This is a genomic window from Phenylobacterium sp. (assembly GCF_031181185.1).
Taxonomy (GTDB): Bacteria; Pseudomonadota; Alphaproteobacteria; order Caulobacterales; family Caulobacteraceae; genus Phenylobacterium.
In genome coordinates this window covers 1-2,805 of record NZ_JAPSKZ010000280.1, presented here as the reverse complement: position 1 = coordinate 2,805, position 2,805 = coordinate 1, and the positions used below count along the sequence as shown (strand labels likewise).

The 2,805-nt window shown below is 71.7% G+C and carries 3 protein-coding genes and 1 pseudogene; 2 read left to right on the top strand and 2 right to left on the bottom strand.

The window, feature by feature from the left end:
* Positions 1-547: pseudogene (locus RIF93_RS19815) on the bottom strand (1,3-beta-glucanase); the annotation flags it as partial.
* A 145-nt stretch (positions 548-692) separates the two neighbouring features.
* Positions 693-1,541, bottom strand: coding sequence for a pantoate--beta-alanine ligase (panC, locus tag RIF93_RS19810; RefSeq protein WP_309093166.1), 849 nt, complete (start codon positions 1,539-1,541; stop codon positions 693-695).
* 121 nt (positions 1,542-1,662) lie between these two features.
* Between panC and RIF93_RS19805 the strand changes: the two genes are divergently transcribed.
* A complete protein-coding gene (locus tag RIF93_RS19805; protein ID WP_309093165.1) occupies positions 1,663-2,496 on the top strand; it encodes a division plane positioning ATPase MipZ in 834 nt (277 codons plus the stop codon).
* 4 nt (positions 2,497-2,500) lie between these two features.
* Positions 2,501-2,805 (top strand): molecular chaperone DnaJ (locus RIF93_RS19800; RefSeq protein WP_309093164.1); only part of this gene is annotated, 305 nt, incomplete at its 3' end.

The window sequence follows — 2,805 nt, the reverse complement described above, 5'->3', positions numbered from 1 at the left end:
TCACGTCGGCGCCCTGCTGCGAAAGCCGGCCCTTGACCTGGTCGAAGCTGGTGAAGCCCGCCTTCAGGCGGACCTTGTCCTCCGCGACCGAGAAGTCCTGGACGACGTCGTTGCCTTCGCCCCTGTAGACGATGAAGACGTCGGCGCCCGCGCCGCCGACCAGCACGTCCTGACCCGCGCCACCGTAGACCTGCTGCCCGCCCGCGCCGCCCTCCACGATGTTGTCTAGCGCGTTGCCGGCGACGTACAGCCGCTCGCCGGCGACGTGGACGTTCTCGACGTGCGGATGGTCGGCGAGCGTGACGCTGTGCCAGGCCGTGATCTTGTCGACGCCGCCGGCCACGAGCTCGACCACCTGGTCCTGGCGGGACTTCAGCCAGTAGGAATCGTCGCCGCCTCCGCCGGTCATCAGGTCGGCGGGACCGCCCCAGAAGCCTTCGGCCGCGGCCGTGCCTGAGTGGGTGTCGACTCCGTCGGTGCCGAAGAACTGCGTGACGGGCGCGGCGGTCTCCGCCGCGGCGGAGCCGTCGTACTTGTAAAGCGGCATAGGCCCTGGTCCCCGACCCCCGGCGGAACCGCCGCCGACGACGCGCGGCCTCTACTCAAGCTGCGCGCAGGCCCGAGGCTAAGGTTGGAACGGTGAAGAAAGCGCCTGGGCGCATTGCCATGCGACGACGCGCCGCGGCAGCGCTTCAGACCGCCATGTTGTCGATGAGGCGGGTGCGGCCCAGGACGGCGGCGGCCAGGATGCGGGCCGGACGGTCGGCGGGACCCGGACCGATGCGCGAGAGGTCGGCCGCGTCGCGCACCTCGACATAGTCCACGCGCGCGTAGCCCGCGGCGGTCAGGGCGTCGACGGCGCGGGTCTCGACCGCGTCCACCCGCTCGCCCGCGTTCAGGGCGGCGACGGCCTCGCGCAGGACCTGGTTCAGGCGGGCCGCCACGAGGCGTTCCTCGTGGCTCAGGTAGGCGTTGCGGGAGGAGAGGGCGAGGCCGTCCTCGGCCCGGGCGGTCGGCCCCCCCACGATCTCCACAGGCAGGTCGAGGTCGCGAACCAGGCGGCGGATCACCTGGAGTTGCTGGTAGTCCTTCTCGCCGAAGACGGCGACGTGCGGCTGGGCCTGGTTGAGCAGCTTGGCCACGACGGTGGCGACGCCGGCGAAGTGGCCGGGGCGGGCCTGACCGTCCAGCGGCTCGGAGACGCCGGAGACGGTGATGGTGGTGGCGAACCCGTCCGGGTACATCTCGCCAACGTCAGGCGCGAAGAGCAGGTCGCAGCCGGCGCTTTCCAAAAGCTCGGCGTCGCGCGCCTCGCTGCGCGGATAGGCGTCGAAGTCCTCGTTCGGGGCGAATTGGGTCGGGTTGACGAAGACGCTGGCGACCACCCGGTGGGCGCGGGTGCGCGCCAGCCGCACGAGCGACAGGTGGCCCTCGTGCAGGGCGCCCATCGTCGGCACCAGGCCCACGCGGTCTCCGGCGGCCTTCCAGGCGGCCACGCGGGCGCGGAGGTCGGCGACGGTGCGGACGATCGGCAGGCTCATGCCGCGGGCTTACGCCAGGCCGGCGGCGGAAGTCCATCCACAGGCCGTGGCGATCGGCGCGTTGACGCGCGGCTGCGCACAGGGCTCACGTTAAGGAATTGAGTCGGGAGCTTCAGGGACCATGGGCCAGGCCAGCGTCATCGTGGTGGGCAACGAGAAGGGCGGGGCGGGCAAGTCCACAATCGCCATCCACATCGCCACCGCCCTCCTGCACGGCGGCGCCAGCGTCGCCGTCCTCGACCTCGACCTGCGGCAGCAGACGCTGGGGCGCTTCTTCGCCAACCGGAAGGTTTGGCTGGCCGCCAACGGGGTCGAGGCGCCGATGCCTGTGGAGCACGCGATCAGCTCGGCCGGCGACGCCCTGGCCAAGGCGCCCGACGCCGAACAGCTGGCGCGCTTCGAGGCCGCCTTCGCCGAGATGAGCGAGGCTGCCGACTTCGTATTGATCGACACGCCTGGGAGCGACACGGCGATCAGCCGCGCGGCCCACGGCAAGGCCGACCTGATCGTCACGCCGATGAACGACAGCTTCGTCGACTTCGACATGCTGGGCCAAGTGGATCCCGTGACGCTCGAGCTGAAGCGCCACAGCCTCTATTCCGAGACCGTCTGGAGCTGCCGCAAGGCGCGTGCGCTGGCCACCGGCCGGCAGACCGACTGGGTCGTGCTGCGCAACCGCCTGGCGCCGACCGAGGCGCGCAACCGCAAGCGCCTGGACGAGCGGGTCACGGCGCTCTCGCGGAAGGTCGGCTTCCGCGTGGGCCCCGGCCTCCGGGACCGGGTGATCTACCGCGAGCTGTTCCCGTTCGGGCTGACGGTCGCCGACCTGTCGCCGACCATCCGGCCTGTCGCCATGTCGCTGCAGCACGTGGCCGCCCGCCAGGAGCTGCGGGCGCTTATGGGGGCGTTGGGCTTCACGGGCCTGGACGAGAGCGAGAAGATCGCGGCGGAATAGCCGCATGATCTATGTAGCCCTGGGCTGCGCGGCCCTGGCGCTCTTCCTGATCGCGACCGGCGGCAAGCCGGTGCTGAAACGGCGGGAGTGGCGCTTCCTCTCCGGCGGGCTGGCGATCGCCGCCTTCGCCGCCGCGGCCTGGCTCAGCGTCAGCGGCCGCTGGGGTTCAGGCATTGTGCTGGTGGTGCTGGGGCTCTGGCTGGCCGTCTCCACCCGCCGGACCGGCATGGCTGCGCAGCCCTCGGGTCGCATGAGCGTCGCCGAGGCTCGCCGCATCCTGGGCGTCGAAGAGGGGGCGAGCCGAGCGGA

Bases quoted from the DNA above. Each gene is read 5' to 3' on its own strand.
- panC (WP_309093166.1), bottom strand. From the start codon at position 1,541: ATGAGCCTGCCGATCGTCCGCACCGTCGCCGACCTCCGCGCCCGCGTG.
- RIF93_RS19805 (WP_309093165.1), top strand. From the start codon at position 1,663: ATGGGCCAGGCCAGCGTCATCGTGGTGGGCAACGAGAAGGGCGGGGCG.